We start from the raw sequence: 22356 nt of genomic DNA, 5'->3' as shown, positions 1-22356 counted from the left end.
TTATGCGTGTTCAGGCCACCCGGCCGCCGAGGGCTTCCGCCACCCAGTCAGCGATGTAGTGCCCGGCGTTAATCGAGTTGTCGAAGCTGGAGTGCTGCACACCGCCCTCGCGGTCAGTAAAAATTTTCAGCTCGCGGCGCGGACTGTTCACCAGCTGGTCGTAGGTGCGCTGCGCCCATTTCACCGGGATCTGCGAGTCCTTTTCACCATGGGTGACGAGGAAAGGCACCCGTATGCGGTCGAGAATGCCGTCGAGATGGACGTTCTCCGCGATGCGCATAAAAGCGTCGATATCCTCACCCCCCCACACCCAGCGCACATGCTGCCAGTAGTGCGGTACCGGAAAATCGCCTTCGCGTTCGCGGCGGCGCTGCTGTACCTCCCGCCAGTCGTGATTGGCGCCCCACACCACGCCGCAGGCGAAGCGCGGCTCAAACGCCACCGCCCGCGGGCAGTAATAGCCGCCCAGCGAGACCCCTTCCATGCCGATACGCCCGGCATCCACCTCCGGGTGCTGTTCCAGCCAGTCAACGATCCGGCTGGCCCAGTGCTCGCTGTCATAGCGGGCCTGCATGCCGTGAAGACGCAGCGCTTCGCCGGTTCCCGGTTGGTCGACCACCAGCGAGGAGACCCCGCGCCGCGCCAGCCACTGCGGCAGCCCCACCAGATATTTCATCTCTTTGGTGGAGTCGAGACCGTTGACCTGCACCAGCAGCGGCGCGCGGCCGGTCGCCCCTTCGGCGCGGACGTAAAGCGCCGACAGGGTTTTGCCCTCGTAGGGAATAGTCACCCGCTGACAGTTGGCATGGGTATGGTGCAGCCCGGCGGCAAAGACATCGAGAAAGCGGCGGTACAGCGCATCGCGGTCCGGCGCGCCATGCGCCTGCAGGCGCTCGCAGGTCAGGTAATAGTTGGCCGCCCGAAGATATTTCTCTCCTGCCGACAGCCGCCGCCCCCGCGCCTCATCTTCGCCGGCCAGCGCGCATAATTTATCGGCCATGCGGGACCAGGTTTCCCGGAACGCGCGGGTGCCTTCGGCGTCGGGATGCTCGGACGCGGCCAATAGCGGCGCGCACATCTCTTCGATCTCACCGATGCGGGCGCCCATCTCGATGGAGAGATCCACCGACAGGTTCCAGACATAGTTTTTAGGGAAATAGCGAAACATAGGGTCATCCTTCAACATTCAGTCGCAATCGCTGTAGCGCAGGCACTGTCACATAAAGCACCTGCGGGCGACCAATCATGTCTCAGGATGTCAGGTATCGACGGGAGCAATACCAGTGGGTTAGCGTGCGCTGGCGACGATTTTCGCTTTCAGCCAGCCGAAGATAGGATCGTTATCCAGCGAGCGGTGCCAGCCGATAAATTCGCGCATGACCGGCAGCGTCACCGGGACCGGGAAAAGACGCAGCGGCAGCATCGCCGCGTACTGCTCCGCCAGCCGCCGGTGCAGCGTGGCGATCCGCGAGGTGCCGATCAGCAGCTGCGGAACGCAGTGGTAGCTGTGGGTCACCACCTCGATACGGCGGCTCAGCCCCGACTCGGCAAACAGATTGCCCTCCAGCCCCGGCTGCCGCTCGCGGCCAAAGACCACCGACACGTGCCCCAGCTGTTGCCAGGCTTCAAGGGTCAGCGCCTCGCCGGTGTGGGGATTGTCCGCCCAGGCCAGGCAGACAAACTCTTCGTCAAACAGCGCTTCGGCGGGATGGTCGGCGGCCATAAAACGCTCCGGCGCCACGATGATATCCAGCTCGCCGCGGTTGAGCATGCCGGTGGACTGGGCGTCCGGCGAGAAAAACTCAAAGGTCATATTCGGCGCCTGCAGGTGTACCGCCTGCAGCGCATCCTTCAGCATCACGTTGATAACGTAATCCGAGGCCATAATGCGGAAATGGCGCTTACTGGTTGCCGGCTCATCCACCGGCCGGCGGGCAATGGAGGTCTGAATTTTCATCAGCACGTCGCGGACCGGCTCCCGCAGCTCTTCCGCCAGCGGCGTGGGCCGCATCTTTCTGCCCACCTGGGTGAGCAGATCGTCCTCAAAGTAGGTGCGTAGCCGGTTGAGCACCCCGCTGGTGGCAGACTGGGTCATATGCAACCGGCCCGCGGCGCGGGTGATGTTCTGTTCATCGAGTAACACATCCAGTGCCACCAGTAAGTTCAGATCAAGATGTTGGTAACGCATGGGTCCCCCGGCGAGAAATGGCGTGCTTATCCTGTGGCTTAATTTAACTTTTCTGCAACTTTTTGTTTTCAATTTCCACGGCGATATCGTTTTTTGCGATAGCGATCATTCTTTATCGCGATTAGTCAGCGCGCCGCTGGCCTGGTTAACGTCCTCTACTCTGTACCCTGGAGAAAACAGCTACGATGAACATCAATAACGTATTAATCGTTGGCGGCGGCATCGGCGGTCTGTGCACCGCCATCGCCCTCCGCCAGGCCGGCGTCGCCGTCGACGTGGTGGAGATCCAGCCGCAGTGGCGGGTCTACGGCGTCGGTATCATTCAGCAGAACAATGTCGTGCGGGAAATGCAGCGGCTTGGGGTGCTGGAACGCTATCTGGACGCCGCCTGGCCGTTTGACAGCGTCTCAGTGCACACCCTGAGCGGCCACCAGCTGGCCAGCTTTCCCGGCCAGCGGCTGGCGGGTGAACAGTTCCCGGCCAACGTCGGCATCTCCCGCCTGGCTCTGCACAACGTCCTCTGTTCCACCGCCCGGGAGCTGGGGGTCCGACTGACCACTGGCGAGAGTATTGACGCCTTTCGTCAGGTTGACGATGCCGTGGAGGTGAGCTTCAGCCGCGGCGGCCAGGGGCGCTACGATCTGCTGGTAGGCGCCGACGGGATCTACTCCCGGGTGCGCGGCATGCTGTATGGCGAGCGCTATCGTCCCCGCTTTACCGGTCAGGGCGTTTGGCGCTACAACTTTCCGCGTCCGCCGGAGGTGGACCATCTGATGTGCTTTATGGGGGAGAGCTGCAACTGCGGGCTGGTGCCGCTGGGGGAAGATCTGATGTATCTGTTTATCACCTCCCACGAAGCGGATAACCCCCGCTACGCCCGCGACCAGCTGGCGGCAGAGATGCGCCGCCGTCTGCCGCCCGGCGCGGGGTTACCGGGGAGCCTGCGGGAGCATATCGTTAACAACGACGAGGTCGTCTATAAGCCGCTGGAGGAGCTGTTCGTCGACGATCCCTGGTATCAGGGACGAGTCGTACTGGTGGGCGACGCGGTTCACGCTACCACCCCGCACCTCGGTCAGGGGGCGGGCATGGCGATTGAGGATGCCATCGTGCTGCGCGAAGCGCTGCAGCAGACCGACAGCGTCGCAGCCGCGCTGGCGCATTTTGACGCCCGCCGCCGGCCGCGCTGTCAGCAGATCTGGGCCGCCTCGCTGCAGGTGGGCGAGAGCGAGATCCACCGCGATCGCCATTTTGACCGTCAGCGGGCGATCGGCGATATGATGACCCTGACGGCGAGACCGATATAAACGACGCCCCCTCCGCCGGCCAGGCCGGCGGAGTATTCTCTTGTTCATTCGTCGACACGACTGCCCTCTCCCCTCTTTCACCAGACGCTCACCTTTCGCCATGGAAAATATACCGGCGTGCCTCGTGATATTTGACACCCCTCCATCATGATGGCTAAGGTATATTTCAGCCCGCCCCGTTATCATGGAAAGGAAAATACGGAGATGACTATTATTCCGACTGAGATCTTTAAATATGCTATCGCTATTATCCCGCTGATTATTCAAATTTTTGCCGTGCGTTCTGGCTGGGTATTCCCTAAAGATAAAATATTCACCTCGCGCAAAAACATCAGTGAGTTCGCCGCTGCGCTGCATAAAAATAGCGACGATCCCGATCTGCAACGGATCGCGTACGAATATGGTATCGCCGCGCTGACCAAAGATAAAAACCTGACCATGGAACAAAGAAAAATACTGTTGAAATGCAAAAATCCGGTCAGCGATATTGATAATTACAGCAAATGCCAGCATTTAATTTCCGTCAATAATGAAAAGCGGATATTCAAATGGAAAAAGCGGGGCTATCGCTTCTGGCTCTATCGCAAATGCGTCGAAGTCATCAGTCTGGCGCTCTATTTTATTGGCGGCTTCTTAACGGCTCTGCCTTTCCTGTATGAAGGCCTCGCCAGCCCGGCGGTGATTGAGCGGATTAATCATTTATCCCGTCTGCAAAAATTCTGTATGGCAAGTTATCTGTTCGCCTGCGGGGTTTGTCTGGCGCTGATCTGCCTGCATAAACTCTCCACCCTCTCGATCGCGGAAAAAACCATCAAAGCGAATCGCTAACCCGCCCACCGCCCGGCGACCTGTCCACATCAGCGGCCCCTAACCCTGTGGATAACCTGGAGGCAGTTGCCCGGCAGCCCCAGCACAAGCGGGCTACCGGCCGCCGTTCGTTTTTTGAACAGGCAAACACCCCCGCCGGACCGCGCGCTGAGCGCGAACCCCGCCACCACGGCGGAGGGAAGCGTCCGCCCCGCTTAATAATTCCACTTCGGCCGCGCCACCGTGTTTTTCTTCAGCAGATCGCGGAACGCTTTCAGATAGGGTTCATTACTGCGCCCGCGCTTACAGATGGCCGAGAACGGCGACTGAAAGCCAAACTCGTTGGGCAACAGCACCCGCAGGCGGTTCTCTTTGATCCACGGCCAGGCGTAATGCTCCGGCAGATAGCCAATGTATTTCCCCGAAAGAATCAGCAGCAGCTGGGCGTCGACGGTCTCAACGGTGGCGCTGCCTTTGCTGAAGCCCCGGCGGCGGAGATCGCTGGTGTTCCAGTAGCTGCGGGTCACCAGCGGACACTGGCTGATCTGCTCTTTATCGAGCTGGCGGCTGAAGAACATCGGGTGCAGATCGCTGCAATAGAGCCAGTGCTGCTCGCGATACAGCGGCTCGCTGATGATGTTATGCACCTGCGAGTTGTAGCTGCCGATGGCCAGGTCGATATGGTTGTTCAGCACCCCGTTCAGTTGCTCCGCCGGGGTGCGAATAATCAGTTTGATATGTACATGGGGAAATTTGTCGCTGAAGCTGCGCAAGACCACCGGCAGCGAGAGCGCCGTTTCGGTCTCGATGGAGTCGAGCGTCGAAATGCACAGGGTGCCGCTGTGCTCCCCTTTGAGCAGGGCCGACTGCCGCTCCAGCTCATTGAGTTCGCTCAGCACGCGGATCGCCTGCTGTAAAAATTGCTGTCCTTTTTCCGTTAAGGAAAAGCCGCCGCGCCCACGCTGACAGAGGGTGAAGCCGAGCTGCCCCTCCAGTTGCGACATCGCATTGCTGATGGCGGAGACCGAAATGCCCAGCTCCTGCTGGGCCCGGCTGTAGCTCTCCAGGCGGGCCACCGCCTCGAAAACCTGCAGCTGACGAATATTGAGGCTGGCGTCGTGATGCATCGTATTTAGTTCACCAATAAATGAACTGAGTATTTACGCCAGACGATGTAAAGTCCAGCGCGGGTTGCGCACTATCTCTCCTGTTACGTTTCATCCGTCAGATTCAGGAGCAGACATGGATAACCTCTTTCACCAACCGCAGGGTGGCAATGAGATGCCACGCTTCGCCGGCCGCGCCACGATGATGCGCCTGCCGTTTATCGAAGATTTACAGGGACTTGATGCGGCATTTGTCGGCATTCCGCTGGATATCGGCACCTCGCAGCGCTCAGGCACGCGCTACGGACCGCGCTATATTCGCGCCGAATCGGTGATGATCCGTCCGTACAATATGGCGACCGGCGCCGCGCCGTTCGACTCGCTGTCGGTAGCCGACATCGGCGATGTGCCGATCAATACCTACAGTTTGCTCAAATCGGTGCAAATTATTGAAGATTACTACACCGGTTTGAATAGTTATCCGCTGATCCCCCTCACCCTCGGCGGGGACCACACCATTACCCTGCCCATCCTGCGGGCGCTGACCAAAAAACATGGGCCGGTGGGGCTCATCCACGTCGACGCCCATACCGACACCAATGATGAGATGTTCGGTGAGAAAATCGCCCACGGCACCACCTTCCGCCGCGCCGTTGAGGAGGGACTACTCGACCTCAAGCGGGTGGTGCAGATTGGCCAGCGCGCCCAGGGCTATGCCGCCGGGGACTTCCAGTGGGGCGTCGACCAGGGCTTTCGCCTGGTGCAGGCGGAGCAGTGCTGGCATACCTCGCTGGCGCCGCTGATGGCCGAAGTCCGCCAGCAGATGGGCGATGGGCCGGTGTATCTCAGCTTTGATATCGACAGCCTCGATCCTATCTGGGCCCCGGGAACCGGGACGCCGGAGGTCGGCGGCCTGACCTCCATTCAGGCGCTGGAGATCGTCCGCGGCTGCCGCGGCCTGAACCTGATTGGCGCCGATCTGGTTGAAGTCTCGCCCCCCTATGACGTGAGCGGTAATACCTCCCAGCTGGCGGCCAACCTGCTGTACGAGATGCTCTGCGTCCTGCCCGGCGTGAAGTACGCCTGAGGAAGCCGCCATGGAGCTGAAATGCTTTCGCACCCTCTGGGGAGTGACGACCGCCTGGCCGCAAACGCTGGATGAACTGCAGCGCGTCGGCTGCTGTGGTATCGAAGCCCGCGTCCCGTTAACGGCGGAGGAGCGGCGGCAGCTCGCCGACCGCCTGCAGGCGTCGGGGCTGGAGTATATCGCCATTCTCTTCAGCGGCGGCGGGGTGCTCCCCGCTCAGCATGAAACGCCGGAGCAGCATCTGGCGCGCCTGCGGATCCGCTTCGCCGAGGCCAGCGGCCTCAACCCGCGCTTTGTCAATCTGCTGGCGGGCAACGATCGCTGGCCGCTGGCGCAGCAGGTCGATTTTCTCGGCAAGGCGCACGAGCTGGCCGCCGGGTTTGGGTTGACCTGCAGCTTTGAAACCCATCGCGCCACCTCGCTGTACAGCCCGTGGCTCACCCTGGAGATCATTCAGCAGCTCCCCCAGCTGCGCTTTACCGCCGACATCAGCCACTGGGTGGTGGTCAGCGAGCGCCTGCTGGATGACCCCTGCGATGACTTCAGCGCCTTTATCGACCGCGTGCATCACGTGCAGGCCCGGGTGGGCTACGACCAGGGGCCGCAGGTGCCGCACCCGGCGGCGCCGGAGTATCAGCCGGCGCTGGCCTTTGCCGAGCGCTTCTGGGAGCAAATCTGGCATTCGCAGCGCCGGCGCGGCTACCCGCAGACCACCCTGACGCCGGAGTTTGGCGCCGACGGCTATCTGCACCATCTGCCGTTCACCAACGTTCCGGTGGCCGACCTCTGGTCGCTCAACGCCTGGATGGCCGCGCGCCAGCAGGCCCACTTTCAGCAGTTTTTAACGCTCACTGAACAGGAACCGCAGCCATGACCGCCGTGAAGCACGCTTTTACTGAACTCCCGACCATCGATATCCGCGATCTGGCCGGCGACGATCTCGCCAGGCGCCAGGCGGTGGCCGACGCCATCGGCCGCGCGGCGCGCGAGGTGGGCTTTTTCTACATCACCGGCCACGGCATCGACCCGGCGCTGATCGCCGGCGTCCGCGAGGCGGCGAAGCAGATCTTCGCCCTGCCGATGGCGGAGAAGATGAACTATTACATCGGCCGCTCCAAAAGCCATAAGGGCTACGTCCCGGAAGGAGAAGAGATCTACGGCGCCGGCAAGCCGGACCATAAAGAGGCCTTCGATATTGGCTTCCAGGCGGCGGACGACCATCCGCTGGTGCTCGCCGGTACGCCGCTGATCGGCGCCAACGAGTGGCCCGACCTGCCGGATTTCCGCGCGCGGGTGCTGGCCTACTACGACGCGGTCTTCGCCCTCGGCCACCGCCTGTTCGACGCTTTCGCCCTCGCGCTCGGTCTGCCGGAAGGGTATTTCAAACCGATGGTGACCTGCCCGCCGGCCAAGCTGCGGCTCATCCATTACCCGTTCGACGCCAGCGTCGAAGATGTTCCCGGAATTGGTGCACACACCGACTATGAGTGCTTCACCCTGCTGCTCGCCGACCAGCCCGGGCTTGAAGTCCTCAATGAAGAAAGCGTGTGGATCGACGCGCCTCCCGTCACGAACGCCGCCGGAGAAGAGGCGTTCGTGATCAATATCGGCGACATGCTTGAAGTGCTCAGCGCTGGCACATTTGTTGCTACAGCCCACCGGGTGCGCAAAGTGCCGCAGGAGCGGTACTCCTTCCCGCTGTTTTTCGCCTGCGATTACCACACGCTGATCCGCCCGCTGCCGACCTTTCTCGCCGCCGGCGAAGCCAGCGAATATCAGGAGCTGAGCATCGGCGAGCATATGTGGAGCCAGGCGCTGCAAACCTATCGCTATCTGCGCGAGAAGGTCAATCGCGGCGAGCTCCAGCTGCCGGCGCGCGCGCGCGGCACCCATACCTTTGGCCATCTGAAAAAACAGGCACAGCAAAAAAAACCCTAACCACCCGTGAGGATCCATGATGACTAGCACCCTGAAAAAAATCTCGCGCCGCGTCGCGCTTACCCTCGCCGTCAGCGCCTGTTTCTCCTCTGTCACCCAGGCGGCGGAACTGCTGACCGAGGGCGTCTTTAAGGTGGGGATGGAGGTCACCTACCCGCCGTTTGAGTCCTATGACAGCCATAACAATATCGTCGGTCTCGACCCGGAGTTCGCGACGCTGATTGCCGAGCATCTGCAGGCCAAACCGCAGCTGATCGACACCAAGTTCACCAGCCTGATCCTCGGCATCGGCAAGAAATATGATGCGGTGATCTCCGGGATGTACGTGACGCCGGAGCGCCAGAAACAGGCCGACGCCATCCCTTACGCCCTCTCCGGCGCGTCGATCATCGCCCTGAAGGGCGGCGCGGCGCAGCCGAAAACCGAAGATGAGCTGTGCGGCGTGAAGGTCGGCCTGCAGGCAGGCACCACCTGGGTGACCAGCCTGAAAAAACACTCCGATGAGTGGTGCCTGAAAAACGGCAAACCGGCCATCACTATTCAGGAGTTCCCGACGGCGCCGGAAGCCTCCCAGGCGCTGCTGTCGAAGAACATCGACGCCCAGCTTGAGATAGCCCCGGCGGCGCAGATTATCGTCGATAAGAGCCGCGGTCGCCTGGGGATAAGCTCGACGCGCCTCGTCTACCCGCTGCCGTTGGGGATCTATGTCGCCAAAGGCAACACCGAGCTGGCGGAGGCGATCAAGGCCACCCTCGCCACGCTCAAAGCCAACGGCAAATATGCCGCGCTGATCAAAAAATACAACTTAGAAAGCATCGATTAAGACAATAAGCACTGCGCAACAGGAGTCAGTATGGCGTTCGATTGGGGATACTTTTTTTCATTATTTAGCATTGGGGCATTCTGGCAGGCGTGCGTGACGGTTATCGTAATCAGCACCTTGTCCTGGGGGATCGGCCTGGTGGTCGGTTTTCTGCTAGCCTGCGCGAAGCTCTCGGCGCCGCGCTGGATCAAGATCCCCGTCGAACTCTATATCTGGTTTTTCCGCAGCGTGCCGCTGATGGTGCTGCTGGTGTTTGTCTACAACCTGCCGCAGCTGTTTCCGCTGACCCAGCCGCTGCTCGGGGTGCCCTTTATCGCCGGGCTGGTGTCGATGACCGTCACCGAAGCGGCCTATATGGCGGAGATCCACCGCGGCGGGCTGTTGTCGGTGGCCAAAGGGCAAAGCGAGGCGGGCCATGCGCTGAGCTTCAGCTTTATCGGCATCCAGCGGCTGATTGTAATTCCTCAGGCGTTTCGCATCTCGTTGCCGACGCTGATCAATGAATACATCACCATCATTAAGCTGAGCTCGATTTTATCGGTGGTCTCCTTACCCGAGTTGCTGCTCACCGGCCAGCGCTTGTATGCGCAAAATTTCCTCGTGATGGAGACGCTGCTGGCGGTGGCGGTGTACTACGTCATGGTGGTTACCGTCTTCACCTGGCTGTTCCGGGCGCTGGAGAATAGCCTCGATATTCAGCGCAAGCGTCCGCAAACGCTCAGCGAGGCGGAATGCCAGGCGCTGCGCCAGAGCCTGCCGGCGCTGACGGAAGCGATCAACACCCCGGCCGTCAACGGCGCGCCGCCGGCGCTGGATCTGCGGGGCATCCGCAAATCCTGGGGCCAGCATGAGGTGCTGAAAGGCATCGACCTGCAGGTAGATAACGGGGAGGTGATCAGCATCATCGGCCCGTCCGGCTCCGGCAAAACAACCCTGATCCGCACCATCAACGCCCTCGAAAGCATTGATGACGGGGAGATCATTCTCTACGGCGAGGACTATCTGAAAGGCGGAGCCATCGTCGATAAGCGCCAGATGCGCGCCGGGGTGCGGCGCATCGGCATGGTCTTCCAGAGCTTCAACCTGTTCCCCCACCGCACGGTGCTCGACAACGTGATGCTGGCCCCGCGCTACCACCAGCTGCTGGATCAGCCGGTCGCCCGCGAGCAGGCCCTGGCGCTGCTCGACCGCGTCGGTCTGCTGGCCCATGCCCACAAGTACCCCGGACAGCTCTCCGGCGGCCAGCAGCAGCGCGTGGCGATCGCCCGGGCGCTGGCGCTGAAGCCGGACATCATGCTGTTTGACGAACCGACCTCGGCGCTGGATCCCGAGCTGGTGGGCGAGGTGCTGAAGGTTATTCAGTCGCTGGCCCGCGAAGGTATGACCATGCTGATTGTTACCCACGAGATGGACTTCGCCCTGTCGATTTCCGACCGCGTGGTGCTGATGGAGAACGGCGTGGTGCAGGCCGACATCGCCCCGCAGGTGATCCGCAGCCCGCTGGAGGCCCCTTCTCTGCAACGAATCCGTGAATTTATGGGAGTGCACTAAATGGCAACTGAGCAACACCTGCGCCAGCAGCTGGCCGCCGCCTACCGTCTGGCGGCGCTGTTCGGCTGGGAGGATACCCTCTACACCCACTTCTCCGTGCGCCTGCCCGGCGACGGCGAGCCGCGCTTTTTAATTAATCCCTTCGGCATGATGTTTGATGAGGTCACCGCCAGCAATCTGATCGTGGTGGATATGCAGGGCAAGGTCGTAGAGGGCGAGGCGCCGGCTAACTCGGCGGGCTTCACCATCCACAGCGCGGTGCATATGGCCCGGGAAGACGCCCACTGCGTGATCCACACCCATACCCTGCCGGGGATGGCGGTGGCCGCCTGCGAGGACGGCCTGCTGCAGCTCAACCAGATCAGCACCGAGTTTTACCAGCGCGTCGGCTACCACCCCTATGAAGGGGTGGCCTTTGACCTCGACGAACGGGCGCGCATTCAGCGCTCGCTGGGGAATAACATCGCCATGATCCTGCAGAGCCACGGCCTGCTGTCGGTGGGCCGTACCGTGGCTGACGCCTTTTACATCATGTTCTACCTCAATCGTGCCTGCGAGATCCAGATGGCCGCCGGCCAGCTGGCGGCCCTCAGCCCGATCCACACCATCGCCCCGCACCTCAGCCAGCACGCCTGCGAGCAGCTGATGGGCGTGGAGCATGAACGTCAACAGGTCTGGCAGGCGTGGTTGCGCCGTCTTGACCGTCTCGATACTTCTTACAAAGACTAACGCCTATGTCCGATATCACTATCGTGGTGGATTGTAACGACGCGGATTTCGCCCGCGATATCTGCGCCGCCCTGCAGCAGTTTCCCGACGTCACCGCGCTCCTGCCCCATCACCAGGCGGCGCGCGACGCACAGTACGCCAGCTGCTGGTTCCCGAACCCGCAGCTGTTGACCCGCTCGCCGGGGCTGAAGCTGATCCAGGCCGCGTCCGCCGGGGTCGATCATCTGCCGCCCGCGCTGTTCGCCAGCGATATCCCGCTGTGCCGGGTGATCGATGAGGACTTTCGTCACGGCATGTTCGAATATGCCCTGTGGGGCGTGCTGTGGTTCCAGCGTTATTTTGACCGGGCGCTGGCCCACCAGCGGACCCAAACCTGGAAGCTCTATCCCCAGCGCGCCGCCGCCGACTTCCATATCGGCATTATGGGACTCGGCGAAATTGGCGGCTATATCGCCGACCAGCTGGCCCGCCTTGGCTATCGGGTCTCCGGCTGGTCGCGCAGTGAGAAGCAGCTGGCTGGCGTCACCTGCTACCGCGGCGAGGAGGCGCTCGACAGCTTCCTCGGGTCGCTTGACGGGCTGATTAACCTCCTGCCGCTCACCGCGCAGACCCGGGGTATTCTCGCCGCGCCGCTCTTCAGCCGGCTTCCCGCCGGGGCGGTGTTAATCAACTGCGGGCGTGGAGAACATATGGTCAATGAGGATGTGCTGGCGGCGCTGGAGAGCGGCCAGCTCGCCGGAGCGGTGCTCGACGTCTTCCCGCAGGAGCCATTGCCGGCGGACGATCCGCTATGGCGCCATCCGCAGGTGGTGATCACCCCGCATATGGCCTCTGCGGCCCCCGCCGAGGTGATCGCCCGCCAGCTGCTGGAGAACATTCAGCGCCAGCGTCGCGGGCTGCCGCTCAAAAACCTGGTCAATAAGCACGCCGGTTACTGATCCTCACCGATACCGCCGCTGCTACGCTTAATGGGAGATCCACAACCAGAAGGCAGGAACATGAAGATTGATTTATCGGGGAAAGTCGCGCTGGTCACCGCCTCCACGGCGGGTATTGGCTTTGCTATCGCCAAAGGCCTGGCGGAGAGCGGCGCAGAGATCATCCTTAACGGGCGCAGCGAGCAGAGTGTGAACGCCGCGATCGCCCGCTTGCAAAATGAGGTGCCGGGGGCGAAAGCGCGCCCCGCCGTCGCCGACCTCAGCGGCGCCGACGGCGCGGCACAGCTGCTGCAGGCCGTGACCGGCGTCGATATTCTGGTCAATAACGCCGGGATCTACGGCCCGCAGGATTTTTACGCCACCGATGACGCGACCTGGGAAAACTACTGGCAGACCAACGTCATGTCCGGCGTGCGCCTGTCGCGGAGGCTGCTGCCGGCGATGGTCAGTAAAGGCTGGGGGCGGGTGGTGTTTATCTCCTCGGAATCGGCGCGCAATATCCCGGCGGATATGATCCACTATGGCGTCACCAAGACCGCCCAGCTGTCGCTGGCCCGCGGCCTGGCGAAATATGTCGCCGGCAGCGGAGTGACCGTTAACAGCGTTCTGCCGGGGCCGACGATTTCCGACGGCTTTGCCGAAATGCTGAAAGACGAAGTGGCGAAAACCGGCCAGTCGCTGGAGGAACTGGCGAAAGCGTTTGTCATGACCCATCGTCCGAGTTCGGTGATCCAGCGGGCGGCCTCGGTGGAAGAGGTCGCCAATATGGTGGTATACGTCTGCTCGCCGCAGGCGTCGGCCACCTCCGGCGCCGCGCTGCGCGTTGACGGCGGCGTGGTGGATGATATTCTCTGACGTCCTCTCATTCAGGGGAGTCCCCCTCCCCTGTCGTCTTTCCCGGCGCTAAAAAGCGCAAAACGTTAAAAAACCGCCGCAAAGTCGCACAAAGTGAACAGGAACATGTATTCCCAAAACTTATGATATTTGTTTTAAATATAAGTTGTGGTGTTAATGTCTCTGTTACGAAGCTTGCTTTTCTTTCTCGGCGCGGCGGTCGCGGCCGCCATCGCGGTACTCTGCCTGTGGGTGGATATTCGGGTATTTGGCAACGACATCCCGGAGGTGTCGCTCACCGAAGTGGTTCAGGAGAGCGTGCTGGCCGTCATCGTGCTGGTTCATCTTCTGCTGGCGCGCAAATATGCCCACCTGCGCTATAGCAATATCCTCATCGGCGGCTTCTTCCTCGCCATGCTGATCCGCGAACTGGATGGCCTGTTTGATTTACTCTCCCATGGCAGCTGGGTGTGGTTTGCCCTGCTGGCTACCGCAGGGTCCCTGCTGATGCCGCTGCGCCATTTGCGCCAGACCCTGTCGCAGCTGGCGGATTATACCCGCACCCCGTATTACGGGATGATGATCAGCGGCCTGCTGGCGATTCTGGTCTTCTCGCGGCTGTTCGGTATGCACGGCCTGTGGTACGCCGTGCTGGATGAGAACTACGCTCGGGTGGTGAAAAATACGGTGGAGGAAGGCAGCGAGTCGTTTGGCTATATGCTGTGCCTGACCGCCACCCTCGGCTACGCCTGCTACTTCCGCGACCTGGCGCGACAGACGCTGTCGCCGCAGCGCTGACCGCGGCCGACAACCACCGCCGGACGCGCCCGTCGGCGGTGGGGCGCCTCAGCGCTTAACCGCGAATTTTCCACTTCCGTTTGAGAACCTCTTTATCCTGGCTATCCAGCCACTGGTTCACTTTCTCCAGCAGCGCCGGATTATCTTTACTCATCATATACACCTTGTCGCTGGCGGTGCCGGCGAACGGCGTCTCGTTGGCGACGCAGAACACGCCGGGCTCTTTGCTCTGGTAATAGTCGCCTTCGATCAGATCGGTCACCATCATATCGGCCGTTTTCTGCCGCAGCGCCTCCAGGTTATCGACGTTGTTCTTCACGCGAATGATCTGCGCCTGCTTAATATGCTCATCGACAAAGCTCTGGTTGGTGCCGCCAGGGTTGACGACCACCTTCACCTCCGGACGGTCTATCTTCGCCAGCGATCCAAGCCGGGGGGCGGCCTGACAGTTGGCTAAGGCGATTTTACCGTTCGCCACCACCGGGTGGCTGAGGGCGAACTCCTTCGCCCGCGCCGGGGTCTGCGTCACGCCGCCCATCGCAATATCAAACTTGTCCGCCTGCAGATCGGCGGCGAGCGCCGGCCAGCTGGTGTAGACGAAGCTCACCTTCAGCCCCAGCGTGCGCCCGAGATCGCGGGCCATGTCCACGTCATAGCCCTGCAGCTCGCCGGCGGCATTGCGAAACGCTAGCGGGGCGTAGTCGCCCGGCACGCCGACCTTCAGTTCACCGCTGCGCTCGATGGTTTGCATATCGCGCGCCTGGGCGCCACAGGTCATTATCGCCAGCGTCAGCGCCAGCCCCACCGTCAGTTTCATCTCGCCATCCTTTTTGTTATCGGGTTTTCGCGCCGGGGTGGCCGGCCGCTTCTCAGTCAACATCATCCGCAGCGCGTAACAGGGAATTCATCCTATTTTTAAACATCGGGACATACAACCCGACGATCGGGTTGCCGATCGCAAATCTGAAAACGAAACAGGGCTATCGCCCGGTGAATGATTTCTCATCCGCCGGGCGTAGCTTTACGCCAGCGATCGTATTTTCCAGACTGACGCCGTGCCGAATTAAGCACAAAAAACAGCAGCAAGAGCGAAGTAACCAATTGAATTAATGAATAATTTATTTAAATACACGATATTTCGCGTTCAGACATCGACAACTACCGTCTTATTTACTCCAGCATTCCTCCACAGTACTATCCCGGAAAACGCAGGTAATAAATAACAACCATATATTAATTCCAGGCGACAATATATTTGCCAAATAAATGAATTAATAAAAAACATGCCCGATTAAAGTCATTTTGTGCCGTATCTGACCCGCAAAATAATGACACTGGCGCCAGGTTTACCGGCACGACAGGAGGAATGAACATGAAAATAACCACCCTGGGTCTGGCGATGCTCTTCGTCGGACTGGCCGCCGGCCCGGTTTACGCGGCAGACGGCACGCTAAATTTCATCGGCAGGGTCGTGAACGGCGCCTGCAAACTCGAAGGGGCGGGCAATAACGGGGTCATCGACATCAGCATGGGCGATATTCCGCTGTCGAGACTGAAAAACAGCCAGTCGGGTACCGGGCCAGCGGTCGGCGTCGATATTCGCGTCAAAGATTGCGAGAAAGGCACCTACTACATTGTGGTGGATGGCCCCTCTCCCACCGCCACGCCTGAAAATCATGTGCTGGCCCTCAACGATAGCGGTAAGCCGGCCGGCAGCGTGGGTATTCTGCTCACCGACCGTACGGGGACGCCGCTCGGCCTCGATGCACACCTCGATCCACAGCACGATCCCCGCATTGAGATCCCGGTGGACGGCGGCTCCGGCACCTTCAGTCTGAAAGCCTTCTATTACACCTGGGATAAAGCCCACGTACTCCCCGGTGACGGCAACGCAACGGCCCGGTTTACCATTATGCAGGAATAGCTTCCCGGTCAGGGATGAGACGTAAAGGGAGCGAAGATGAAAATACAGCTGGCTGTGCTGTTTAGCGCCATGACCTTTCAGGCCTGCGCCGGGATCACCATCGATGCCACGCGGGTGGTCTACTCAGGAAAAGACAAAGCCGCCACCCTGAACATTCATAACCGCAGCCGCACACCTTATAAAGTGCAGATCTGGCTGGACGCCGGGCTCAACAGGTCGCGCGTCGGCCTGCCGATGGTGGCGACCCCGCCGCTGGTCTATTTATCCCCCCAGCAAACCGCCCAGCTGCGCTTTATCTATCTCGGCGGCGGGCTCCCCGCCGATCGGGAAAGCCTGTACTGGGTCAATATTCAGGAGAATCCGCCGCCGTCAGACGGTAACCATACGCTGCAGTTTATCGTCCGCACCCGCCTGAAGCTCTTTTATCGTCCTCCCGCCATCGCCACCACCCTCGCCAGAGAGGTGCGAAAGCTGCAGTGGCAGCAGAGCGGCAATAACCTGCGCTTAACTAACTCAGGCCCACTGCATATCACCCTGGTCAACGGGGCGCTGATCGATAATAAAGGCCACATTTCGCCGATGAGAAACGTGATGCTCCGGCCGTACAGCAGCTATACCGTGTCAACGACCGACAGCGCTCGCCTGTACAAGCTGAACTATATCGACGATGACGGCGCGGTGGTGGCGATCCCCCTTCAGGCGGCCTATGCTCCGGCCCCACGCTAGTTATACTCGAGGGCGAAGGTCACCATGCTGTCGGCTGTGCCCGCCGTCACCGTGGCGTCAGTTTGCACATACTGGGCGTTAAAATTGATGGCCTCAGCCGTGCCGGCGTTACTGCCGGTTACCCTTTTCAGGATCGGCAAGTTGCTGGCCTCATTGATTTTAACGCTGGTGCCATCGGACACTGCCGCGCCGGGGTTATTGCCGTAGGTCAGCTTCACGCCGACGCCGCTGGCGCTGTTGCTGGCCTTGCTTAGCGCCAGGGTATCACTCTCCACGCTGACGCCGAAAAAGCCGATGCGCACATCGGTCGGCGTCGGACAGAACACCGGGATCGAAAAGCGCTTCGCCTGGCCGCCGGTGCTCCCTTTACCGTGAAACTCCGCCCGGTTTACCGTGCCCAGACTGACCTGGATCGTTGAGGTCGCCACCTGGCAGCTGCCGCTGCTGCCAATGTCCACGTTCAGGGCGGCGATATCAATGCTGACCGGCGCGCTGGCGACAAAGCCGGCGTTTCCGTTGGCCTGCTGTTCAATGGTCACCTCCCCCACCTGCGGCAGCGGCGACGAGTTGGTATGCGTCCCGTCCGCCAGCTGTACCGTACCGGTCTTATAGAAGGTTACCGCGATCCTGACCGTCGTCTGCTGCTGCGTCATGAGCGCCGGGAGCATCGTGCTGTCGCAGACCACCACCGACTCGCCGCCAGCGGAGTGGCTGCCGTCGATAGCGCGCATCGGGCCGCCGGCGCACTGGAAGCTAAGCGAGTAGCCGATGCCGTCGATGGCGCTGGGGTAGACGTGCTGTCCGTTAATCACCACCGGCGAGCCGCCGGTTTTCAGCTGTTTGTAGACAATGCGTTTGGCGCTCGCCGTCGGCAGCTGCAGGTCGCAGGAAAAGGGGATCCCGCTGCCGTTATCCGCCATCGCGCTGGTCATCTGGGTATTGACCGGCAGCGTGGGCAAATACTTGATATTGGGAATATTGACGGTGGTCTGGCCGATATTCGCGCGGCAGTTTTCAGCCCGCGCGCCGGGAAGATAGCCGCTCAGCGCCAGCAAAAAGAGAAAAGGAAGTAGACGAAAAACAGATTTCATAGCCGCCTCAGCGTGACTGGCACAGCCCGGAGACGGTTTTCACCGTATTCAGACTCTGCTGTGGGTTATCCGCAAGATGAAAATGCATCGTGCAACTCTGCGACTGGTTATTGACGACCCAGCTCACCGCCAGGGTTCCCTCCTGCGGCACGCCGCTGAGGTACACCTGACCGCCGTCGGCTACCATGCCGCCCGGCGCATTGCCGCTCTCCTCCGTCCCGACCAACCGTGCGCTGGCGCCAAAGGGTAACGGCCCCTGCGCGTTGCGCAGGGTAAATAGCACCCGGTTGCCTATGCGGGTCCGGTAGTTGGCCATCACCACCGCGCCGCCGCCGGGGATCACCGTCTGACCCTGCTGGTCGACGTCGGTATCATCCGCCATCGACTCCGTGTCGAGGGTAATGACATTTTTCCGGTAGGTGGTCAGAGACGGCACCACGGCATAGCCGCGCCAGTCGGTGTGCACATTGTTGCCGTTTTGCACCGCCACGCCGGCAGCCCCCGGCGCGCGGACGATGGCGAAGCTCTCGCCCACCGTCTGACCGAAGGTCACGCCGTGCGGATGCGCGACCACCGAGCCGGCGCCTCCCCAGGTCAGCTGATTACTGGCGGCGTCATGGCGATAGCCGAGCTGCGCGTTGCCGAAGCCGCCGTGGTAGTCCAGGGCGACGCTGCTGTTAGTGCCCCGCCCCTGGTTGCCGTAGCCCTGCTGAACCGAGTAGAACAGATTCGGCCGCGTCGGCACCGCGCCATACAGCGACACCTGCTGCGAGGTATAGCCATTGCTGTCCGAGGTGGTGTTGTAGCTCACCGCGCTGTCGGACAGCGGACCGCCCAGCGGAATATTGATATTGAAAGACCAGGAGCGGTCATTTTTTTGCTGGCCGCTGGCGCGGGTGTAGTAATAGCCCACGCCCCAGGAGATCCCTTTCCAGGCGCTGTAGAACCCGAGATGCACCGTCTCATCCCGACTCTGCCGGTGCCAGTATTCCTGCGACCAGGCGGAAACCGCCAGACTGCCCAGACCGGCGAGGCTTTGTGACACCGACACTTCCTCCCGGCGGCGCCGGTTGTCCACCTGCCCCTGCGCGCTTTCGAGGGCGCTGGCTTCGGCAAAATCGTAATAGCCGCTGGAGGAGTAGCGATAGCTGGCGAGGCTGAACGTGGTGCCCGAGCTGACGAAATCTTTCTGATACTGAGCGCGCAGCGAATGGCCCGCATAGCGCTTGCCCGACGGCGTACGGGTGACGGCCTGGGTAACGTCGCCTCCCAGCGAACCGAACTCGCCAAAGCCGCGGCCCAGGCCCAGCGCCCACGACTGATAGTCCTGGGCCAGCTGCGTGCCGCCGTAGAGGGTAAATCCCGCCGACAGACCATAGAACAGGGTGCCCTGCAGGAATTCCGGCGAGCGCACCGAATCCGCCCCGGAGTGGTAGCGACCGGCGCTGAGGCTGAATTTGCCGCGCCCTTCGCGCAGCATATACGGCACGGCGGAATAGGGCTGGGTAAAGGTGCGCACCGAACCATTGCTCTCGGTCACCTTCACCTCCAGATCGCCGCTCTGCGAGGTGGGATAAAGATCGCTGATGGCGAACGCCCCCGGCGACACGAAGGTTTCGTAGATCACATACCCGTGCTGGGAGACGGTCACTTTGGCATTGCTGTGCGCCACGCCGCGGATGGTAGGGGCAAAGCCGCGCTGGCTGTCCGGGAGCATCTCATCGTCAGACATCAGCTGGACGCCGCGAAACGGGATGCTGTCAAACACATCGCCGGTGGTGTAAGTATCGCCGATCCGCAGCAGACTCTTCAGCGAGCGGACGTCGCGCTGCAGCCAGGTGCTCTGTGAATCCCAGTGCCGGCGCTGCTGGTCGTACTGCATTGAGGAGATATTGCGCAGCCGCCAGGCGCCCAGGTTCACGCCGCTGCGTAAATTGAGATAGTTTGAGCGGCTGCTCTCCCCTTCATCGGCATTCTTTATCTGCGCGCCGGAAAAATAGTAATCGACAAACGCGGCCGGCACGCCATCGTCCCAGCGCGAGGGATCGACATAGCCGCGGCTTTGCACGTTCATCGCCGCCTGGGGAATGCTCAGCGTCAGGCGCTGGTTAGCGAAGGTGAAGCGGCTGCTGGCGTCGGGAATAAACTTCTCGATCCGGGTGAAGGTCTCACCTTCATGCAGCGTTTGAAAAGTCGGAAACGCGCTGACGTTGACCCCATAATCCGCCAGCTGCCCGGGCGTCAGCACCGGCTGCAGCTGCCCGCCATCGTCAACAAAGGTGATATTGGCCTGGCCCAGCTCCTGGTCGTTAACCACCACGGTGACAGGGTAAGTCCCCGGCTGCTGCCCGCCGGGTTTGGCGAAGTAGTGCAGATCGGAGGTTTGCTGCTGCGGGTCGGCAAACTCCAGCGCCGCCGGATCAAAATAGTCGTCGGCCAGCGCCCGGCTCAGCGGGCTGAGACAGCACATCATCGTCGGCAGCGTCGCCAGCGCCAGCGCCCGTCCGGCGGTGACGGGCAACGCGGCATACTCCCGCACCCTGGCTGTTGTTATTCTTTTCATGCTGGCGCCGTCCGGTAAGCTCATCACAAAGGGGAATTACTGCTGGGCGTAATCGCTGACGCCGCCGTAGTCGTTAATCGCCCGCCATTTGACGGTGCCGTGCCCGCTCACCGGCCACGTTTTCTCGCCAAAGGGGGCCACCATGCCAGGCTCGTCGATTGCCTTCCCGCCCACTTCGACGGCGTAAAAAGAGACAAAATAGGGAGTGGGGTTTGCCACCGTCAGATGGCCGCCGGACTGGCTAAACTTCAGCTGCTGCCAGGCTTTAGCCGGGTCGCCCGCCAGGCCGTTGGGGCGATAAAAGATTTTGAATTTCGACTTAATATTGACCTGCAGCTTGTTCACCTCGCCCTTGGGCGTCGGGGCGATACTTTTGACGTTCAGCCAGTAGACCGATTCACGGTCGCTGGGCAGCGAGGCGCCAATAAAGTTAATGCGCAGGACGTTATTTTGCTCCGGATCGAGACGGAATAAGGGCGGCGTAACAATAAAGGGCACCTTGGCCTTATCGTTTTCCGCGTAATTTTCCACCCACGACTGCACCAGATAGGGCGTATGGGTATCGGCATTAGTGACTGAAATAGCGGCTTCACGCTTCCCTTCCTGATAAATCACACGGGTTCCACCCATGACAATACCGGCCTGCGCTGCCGTGGAGCACAGCAGAAAGGCCGCAACGGCAATTATTTTCTTCATCATGACTTACCATCAGGTAAAGGTTGAACAAACAGTAAAATAAAGCAGGGAATATCAGAGCCAGTACCCGTCGGGATAATTAGCAAAAACAACTATACCGTCACGAATATAGTCCGTGACTTTATGACAATTATCACTTTAGCTATCTGCAATTAATCAGGACGCAGAGGACTGACTCTGAATAGCGCGCAATATGATTAGTTATAAATCATATTGAAATTAGCCGTACCGTTAGCATCGCCTGCCGTCACCGCACCGGTGGAGATATAGTCGGCGAAAAACTTGAGGTCGGCAGTGCCGGTGCCGGCAGTCGCGCCCGCAACGACATTTTTGGCTTGAGACGCTTTGCCGAGGCTGACCGCCGTAGACTTGTCATCTTCATACAGCTTGATCGCCACGCCAGCGGCGCCGCCGGTGGTCGCCAACAGCGTGTTATCCGACTGATCGCGCGCGCCGTCAAACAGCACTGCAACATTTTTTACGCTGGCGGGGCAATCTTTCACACTGATATGGAAAGGCGTTTTGGTGGTTTCAAAACCTGTGCTGGTAAAATAGGTGCTGGCCCATTTGCCCAGATCCACCGTCTGGCTGGTGGATGCGCTGTCGATATTGCAGGAGCTGTCGGTGATTGATCCATTGAAGATAACCTGTCCGCCGGTACCCTGGGTACCCGCCTTGGTGCCAGGGTTAACGTTAATGGTTGGCGTAGTAACAGAAATTGCAGCGCCAGAAACCAGCGCTCCCATGAGAATTGCCATAATACGAAGTTGCGTTTTCATTATTTATCTCATCGTTAACGAATATATTTTCCCGTCATCGGCAATAGCCCCATGGCTATCGCGAAACGGCTCGTCCGTTCCTCCCTGTAAATGTTCATTGCGTTCCTTCCGCAGGATAATCGGCACACGTCCTTTGACTCCGCTTTATTTCGCCGAAAGGTGGCCATGAATAACAAGCAGAAGAAAAAGAGTTATTTTGATGTGCGAAATAAATATATTACCCGATGTAAAAAAAGGCAACCTGATGAAATGTTACATACAGGTTAACGACTATACTCGGCATAAAGTTATTTTTTGAAATGGCATTTCAATGTTAATTTACATATCTATACAAAAGAAAATTAAATACCTCTCAACAACAACACGTCCATTTTATTAACAAATTTAAAGGTAATTGCTCAAAAAAGCGTCTTGTTTTATTGTGCTCAAACCCGTTGCCACGAAAAAATTAGGAATTTTCCTGGTATTAAT

21 protein-coding genes are annotated in these 22356 nt (G+C 60.1%); 13 read left to right on the top strand and 8 right to left on the bottom strand.

Features of this window, described 5'->3' with window-relative positions:
• Window positions 1–10: 10 nt before the first annotated feature.
• Both MKR05_RS11240 and MKR05_RS11235 read right to left on the bottom strand, forming a co-directional pair.
• On the bottom strand, window positions 11–1168 hold the full coding sequence (locus tag MKR05_RS11240; protein WP_023290719.1) for a S9 family peptidase: 1158 nt from the start codon (window positions 1166–1168) through the stop codon (window positions 11–13).
• 120 nt (window positions 1169–1288) lie between these two features.
• The gene (locus MKR05_RS11235; RefSeq protein WP_023290720.1) at window positions 1289–2188 is read right to left on the bottom strand and encodes a LysR family transcriptional regulator; all 900 of its coding nucleotides are present in this window, start codon (window positions 2186–2188) and stop codon (window positions 1289–1291) included.
• Between the two features lie 185 nt (window positions 2189–2373).
• On the opposite strand from MKR05_RS11235, the gene MKR05_RS11230 reads away from it, so the two are divergent.
• Window positions 2374–3495 (top strand): FAD-dependent oxidoreductase, encoded by a 1122-nt coding sequence (locus tag MKR05_RS11230; protein ID WP_023290721.1) that lies wholly within the window; start codon window positions 2374–2376, stop codon window positions 3493–3495.
• Window positions 3496–3699: 204 nt separating this feature from the next.
• A complete protein-coding gene (locus tag MKR05_RS11225) occupies window positions 3700–4323 on the top strand; it encodes a hypothetical protein (protein ID WP_238875123.1) in 624 nt (207 codons plus the stop codon).
• Between the two features lie 194 nt (window positions 4324–4517).
• Here MKR05_RS11225 and MKR05_RS11220 read toward each other — a convergent pair whose 3' ends face one another.
• Window positions 4518–5429, bottom strand: coding sequence for a LysR family transcriptional regulator (locus MKR05_RS11220; protein WP_002914199.1), 912 nt, complete (start codon window positions 5427–5429; stop codon window positions 4518–4520).
• Between the two features lie 115 nt (window positions 5430–5544).
• Between MKR05_RS11220 and speB the strand changes: the two genes are divergently transcribed.
• The 9 genes from speB to MKR05_RS11175 all read left to right on the top strand — a co-directional run bounded on the left by speB (window position 5545) and on the right by MKR05_RS11175 (window position 14106).
• Entirely contained in the window at window positions 5545–6495 is a 951-nt protein-coding gene (gene speB / locus MKR05_RS11215; RefSeq protein ID WP_004145693.1) for an agmatinase, read from the top strand.
• Between the two features lie 10 nt (window positions 6496–6505).
• Window positions 6506–7369: a sugar phosphate isomerase/epimerase gene (locus tag MKR05_RS11210; protein WP_214184107.1), complete on the top strand. Its 864-nt coding sequence runs from the start codon at window positions 6506–6508 to the stop codon at window positions 7367–7369.
• A complete protein-coding gene (locus MKR05_RS11205; protein ID WP_023290725.1) occupies window positions 7366–8433 on the top strand; it encodes an isopenicillin N synthase family oxygenase in 1068 nt (355 codons plus the stop codon). The genes MKR05_RS11210 and MKR05_RS11205 overlap by 4 nt, the downstream gene beginning before the upstream one ends.
• Window positions 8434–8452: 19 nt before the next feature.
• Window positions 8453–9256, top strand: a complete 804-nt coding sequence (locus tag MKR05_RS11200; protein ID WP_044524443.1) for an ABC transporter substrate-binding protein — start codon at window positions 8453–8455, stop codon at window positions 9254–9256.
• Between the two features lie 30 nt (window positions 9257–9286).
• A complete protein-coding gene (locus tag MKR05_RS11195) occupies window positions 9287–10807 on the top strand; it encodes an amino acid ABC transporter permease/ATP-binding protein (protein ID WP_182962508.1) in 1521 nt (506 codons plus the stop codon).
• Window positions 10808–11536, top strand: a complete 729-nt coding sequence (locus MKR05_RS11190; protein ID WP_023290728.1) for a class II aldolase/adducin family protein — start codon at window positions 10808–10810, stop codon at window positions 11534–11536.
• A 5-nt stretch (window positions 11537–11541) separates the two neighbouring features.
• Window positions 11542–12474, top strand: a complete 933-nt coding sequence (locus MKR05_RS11185) for a glyoxylate/hydroxypyruvate reductase A (RefSeq protein ID WP_032453784.1) — start codon at window positions 11542–11544, stop codon at window positions 12472–12474.
• Window positions 12475–12534: 60 nt separating this feature from the next.
• The gene (locus tag MKR05_RS11180) at window positions 12535–13329 is read left to right on the top strand and encodes an SDR family NAD(P)-dependent oxidoreductase (protein WP_064155063.1); all 795 of its coding nucleotides are present in this window, start codon (window positions 12535–12537) and stop codon (window positions 13327–13329) included.
• 156 nt (window positions 13330–13485) lie between these two features.
• Window positions 13486–14106: a hypothetical protein gene (locus tag MKR05_RS11175; protein ID WP_023290731.1), complete on the top strand. Its 621-nt coding sequence runs from the start codon at window positions 13486–13488 to the stop codon at window positions 14104–14106.
• A gap of 55 nt (window positions 14107–14161) precedes the next feature.
• On the opposite strand, the gene MKR05_RS11170 is transcribed toward MKR05_RS11175, so the two are convergent.
• Complete coding sequence (locus MKR05_RS11170; protein WP_369816809.1) at window positions 14162–14986, bottom strand: transporter substrate-binding domain-containing protein; 825 nt, start codon at window positions 14984–14986, stop codon at window positions 14162–14164.
• A 492-nt stretch (window positions 14987–15478) separates the two neighbouring features.
• Between MKR05_RS11170 and MKR05_RS11165 the strand changes: the two genes are divergently transcribed.
• Both MKR05_RS11165 and MKR05_RS11160 read left to right on the top strand, forming a co-directional pair.
• Window positions 15479–16030: a fimbrial protein gene (locus tag MKR05_RS11165; RefSeq protein ID WP_044524451.1), complete on the top strand. Its 552-nt coding sequence runs from the start codon at window positions 15479–15481 to the stop codon at window positions 16028–16030.
• A gap of 36 nt (window positions 16031–16066) precedes the next feature.
• Window positions 16067–16756 carry a molecular chaperone gene (locus MKR05_RS11160; RefSeq protein ID WP_044524452.1) on the top strand — a complete coding sequence of 230 codons (690 nt, stop codon included), beginning with the start codon at window positions 16067–16069 and terminating at the stop codon, window positions 16754–16756.
• Here the strand turns inward: MKR05_RS11160 and MKR05_RS11155 are convergent.
• The 4 genes from MKR05_RS11155 to MKR05_RS11140 all read right to left on the bottom strand — a co-directional run bounded on the left by MKR05_RS11155 (window position 16753) and on the right by MKR05_RS11140 (window position 21885).
• Window positions 16753–17847 (bottom strand): fimbrial protein, encoded by a 1095-nt coding sequence (locus MKR05_RS11155; protein WP_237902473.1) that lies wholly within the window; start codon window positions 17845–17847, stop codon window positions 16753–16755. The genes MKR05_RS11160 and MKR05_RS11155 overlap by 4 nt on opposite strands.
• A gap of 7 nt (window positions 17848–17854) precedes the next feature.
• Window positions 17855–20410, bottom strand: a complete 2556-nt coding sequence (locus MKR05_RS11150) for a fimbria/pilus outer membrane usher protein (RefSeq protein ID WP_238875126.1) — start codon at window positions 20408–20410, stop codon at window positions 17855–17857.
• Window positions 20411–20446: 36 nt separating this feature from the next.
• Entirely contained in the window at window positions 20447–21109 is a 663-nt protein-coding gene (locus tag MKR05_RS11145) for a molecular chaperone (RefSeq protein ID WP_032418427.1), read from the bottom strand.
• 194 nt (window positions 21110–21303) lie between these two features.
• Window positions 21304–21885, bottom strand: coding sequence for a fimbrial protein (locus MKR05_RS11140; protein ID WP_044524454.1), 582 nt, complete (start codon window positions 21883–21885; stop codon window positions 21304–21306).
• Window positions 21886–22356 lie beyond the last annotated feature (471 nt).

The sequence above is a fragment of the Klebsiella sp. K5-204 genome (genome assembly GCF_030128585.1).
GTDB classification, from domain to species: Bacteria; Pseudomonadota; Gammaproteobacteria; order Enterobacterales; family Enterobacteriaceae; genus Klebsiella; species Klebsiella quasipneumoniae.
Note: the sequence above shows the minus strand (reverse complement) of the source record. Positions and strands in the feature narration are given on the sequence as shown.